General features: G+C 48.8%; 3 protein-coding genes. 1 reads left to right on the plus strand and 2 read right to left on the minus strand.

Features of this window, described 5'->3' with window-relative positions; translation table 11 throughout:
* Nucleotides 1–162: 162 nt before the first annotated feature.
* Together mltG and BQ5809_RS07885 are read right to left on the minus strand one after the other, a co-directional pair.
* A complete protein-coding gene (gene mltG / locus BQ5809_RS07880) occupies nt 163–1161 on the minus strand; it encodes an endolytic transglycosylase MltG (protein ID WP_003787164.1) in 999 nt (332 codons plus the stop codon).
* 152 nt (nt 1162–1313) lie between these two features.
* Complete coding sequence (locus BQ5809_RS07885; protein ID WP_003787162.1) at nt 1314–3104, minus strand: 2-isopropylmalate synthase; 1791 nt, start codon at nt 3102–3104, stop codon at nt 1314–1316.
* A gap of 254 nt (nt 3105–3358) precedes the next feature.
* Here BQ5809_RS07885 and BQ5809_RS10485 point away from each other — a divergent pair.
* Nucleotides 3359–3515 (plus strand): transposase family protein (locus BQ5809_RS10485; RefSeq protein WP_071461633.1); only part of this gene is annotated, 157 nt, incomplete at its 3' end.

Consider the following 3515-nt stretch of genomic DNA (forward strand, 5'->3'; position numbering starts at 1 on the left):
TATATTATTTAGTTTAGTGTTAAACATAGTACGGCTTTACGGTTACAAATCTTGGAAACCATGGTTAGCTCGTTTTGCGAATCGCATTGACCGTATTGTGGCTATTATTTAAAACTTGTCAGGTCTGGGGCAGGAATGACGGCGAAGAAGCGATAGAAAATACTATTTTTTTAAGATGTACTGTCGCACCGCCGCGTTGTGTTCGTCTAGCGTGTGGCTGAACTGGCTTTTGCCCGTGCCGTCCATGCGCGACACAAAATACAAATATTTGCTGCTAGACGGATTGGCTGCCGCGTCCAATGCCGCACGGCTGGGCAAAGCAATCGGTGTGGGCGTTAAACCATTGCGCGTGTAGGTGTTATACGGCGTGTCGCGCTGCAAATCGGTACGGCGGATTTTGCCTTGATACGCATCGCCCATGCCATAAATCACAGTCGGGTCGGTTTGCAAGCGCATACCAATCGCCAAACGGTTGCGGAACACGGCAGCAACATAGCGGCGGTCTTCTTCGTGCGCGGTTTCTTTTTCAATCAAGCTCGCCATAATCAACAATTCGTATGGCGTTTTATAGGGCAAACTGGTGTCGCGCTTATCCCAAGCAGCCTGCAATTCGCGCTGCATATTTTTGTATGCCAATTCAAAGAGTTGCATATCACTGGCATTGGCATCGATTTCGTAGCTATTGGGAAAGAACAAGCCTTCTGGGTTGGACGATGGTGCATCGGGTGCGATTTTTTGCAGCAAGGCTTCGTCCGACAGATTCAGCGTATCGTGGCGAATGTTTTGGGTTTGATTGATGATGCGACGCATTTGAGCAAAACGCATGCCCTCCAAAATTTGCACGCGCACAGTGTCGGGGCGTTGTTCGCGCAATTTTTGTACCAAATCCCACGCCGATAATTGTGCAGGCAAACGGTAGCTGCCTGCCATGAGCTGATGTTGCGAGCCATTTAAATACGCCGCCAGCAGCAAAACATGGCGCGAAAAAATTTGGTTTTCTTGCGCCAATTTTTGGCTCACCGCCGACATGCCCTGCCCTTTTTCAATGACCAAGCGATACGCATCGCCATTGTTTTTGGGGACGAACATCAACACAAAGGGCAACGCCGCCAGCAGCACCATTGCCAGCAGCAGCCAGCGTAGTTTGAAAGGTGGTTTCATAAGATAGTCAGCTCAAATCAAAAAAGGCGATTATATAGCACAAAAAGCAGCCTGCACTTTTTGTCCAAATCTTTGATTTGGGTATAAAAGGTGTATGCCGTAGGTGGCACAACCTTTTAAACAAAAGTGCAGGCTGCTTTTCCTATCCCCAATTACAACGAACCGCCCTGTGCACGAATACGCTCCACCGAACTCGCCAATTTAGACAACGCTGACAAATACGCTTTTGCCGTAGCCACCAATATATCCGTGTCCGCGCCTTGACCGTTTACCACTTTGTCGTCTTTTGCCAGGCGCACGGTGGTTTCGCCTTGGCTTTCTGTGCCTTCGGTTACGGCGTTCACCGAATAAATCTGCAAAGTCGCGCCCGAATTTGCCACGCTTTCAATCGCCTTAAAAATCGCATCAACAGGGCCAGAGCCAGTCGCTTCGGCGCGTTGTTCTGCGCCGTTTGCGCTAAACACAATGTGAGCGCGTGGCAATTCGCCCGTTTCGGTAACAATGTGTTGCGAGATGAATTTGTAGTGGTCTTGCGACAAATGCGACATTTCGTCCGACACCAGCGCGTGTAAATCTTCATCAAAAATTTCACGTTTTTTGTCCGCCAGTTCTTTGAATCGCGCAAAGGCGGCATTTAAGGCTTCTTCGCTTTCCAGCTCAATGCCCAGCTCTGCCAGCTTGGTTTTGAAAGCGTTGCGACCCGATAATTTGCCCAAAGTCAGGCGATTGGTTGCCCAGCCCACCGATTCTGCCGACATAATTTCATACGTTTCGCGGTGTTTCAACACGCCGTCTTGGTGGATACCGCTTTCGTGCGAAAACGCATTTGCGCCCACCACCGCTTTGTTGGGCTGCACAGGATAACCCGTAACCGTAGAAACCAGTTTAGACGCTGGCACAATTTGCGTGGTGTCGATGCCTGTTTCCAAGCCGAACACGTCGTGGCGCACTTTCAACGCCATCGTGATTTCTTCAATAGACGCATTGCCTGCGCGTTCGCCCAAACCGTTTACCGTGCATTCCACTTGACGCGCACCGCCTTGCAATGCCGCCAACGAGTTCGCCACCGCCAAGCCCAAATCGTTGTGGCAATGCGCCGACCAAATCACTTTGTCGCTATTGGGCGTTTTGGCGATGAGTTCGCGGAAAAACGCTTCGGTTTTGTGTGGCATGGAATAACCAACGGTGTCGGGAATGTTAATCGTGGTTGCGCCTGCTTCAATCACCGCGCCACAAATGTGCGCCAAAAAGTCAATTTCAGAGCGCAGCGCGTCTTCGCACGAAAATTCCACGTCATCGGTGTATTCTTTGGCGATTTTGACCGCTTTAACCGCCGCTTCTACCACTTGTGCAGGCTGCATTTTGAGCTTGTGTTCCATGTGGATTGGGCTAGTGGCGATAAACGTGTGAATACGGCGTTTAGGCGCAGGAGCAAGGGCTTCGCCAGCGCGGCGAATATCGCGCTCCACCGCACGACACAGCGAACAAACCGTTGATTTGGTAATTGTTTTAGCGATTTCGTTCACCGCGTCCCAATCGCCCTCGCTTGCCGCCGCAAAGCCTGCTTCAATCACGTCCACGCCCATTTTTTCCAATTGACGCGCCACACGCAATTTTTCTTCTTTGGTCATAGCCGCACCTGGCGATTGTTCGCCATCGCGCAAAGTGGTATCAAAAATAATAACGCGGTTGTTTGTGTTCATGATGGGTCTTTCCAGATTGGGTTGTTGTTTAATAAAAGCGTTTAAATCCAGCGTTTTGCCTTGCGATTGCGCCAAATCGGTTAATTTTTGCAGCTGATTGAGCGGCAACGAACCGCGTGTGCGCCATTTGTAAATCGCAGCGGTGCTTGCCGCGTGGTCGGGGTCGTGCTGTTTCAAGGCATCGGCGAGCGCGTTCACGCCGCCGAAATAGTCAATTAAGCGGTCTATGTCTAGTTGCATGATATTTTGTCTAAAATGGGATTAAGTTGAACGCGATTATACTGATTTTGGACAAAATAACAATAAAATTTGCGATTTTGTCCAAATAAATTGCAAAAAGCAGCCTTCACTTTTATTTTTTGGACATTTTGTCTATAAATATATCATGCTTGTGTAATCAAGTTGCTCGCGTAAGGTGGGTTTTAACCCAGACCTGACAAGTTTTAAATTAAAAGTATAATGCACGAAGTTTAAACAACCAAATGGACAACACCATGCACTCACTAGAAGAATATTTCGCTCGCATACCCGATACCAGACGTGGAGCAGGCAAACGCTATAATCTAGCCAAAACACTCACAGTCATTGTCGTTGCCATTTTGGGCGGTGCGAAAGGTAATCGCGAAATAGGTGCATTCCTTTCTAATAATA

It is taken from the genome of Kingella kingae ATCC 23330, from assembly GCF_900111845.1.
GTDB lineage: Bacteria > Pseudomonadota > Gammaproteobacteria > Burkholderiales > Neisseriaceae > Kingella > Kingella kingae.

Bases quoted from the DNA above. Each gene is read 5' to 3' on its own strand.
- mltG (WP_003787164.1), bottom strand. From the start codon at position 1,161: ATGAAACCACCTTTCAAACTACGCTGGCTGCTGCTGGCAATGGTGCTG.
- BQ5809_RS07885 (WP_003787162.1), bottom strand. From the start codon at position 3,104: ATGCAACTAGACATAGACCGCTTAATTGACTATTTCGGCGGCGTGAAC.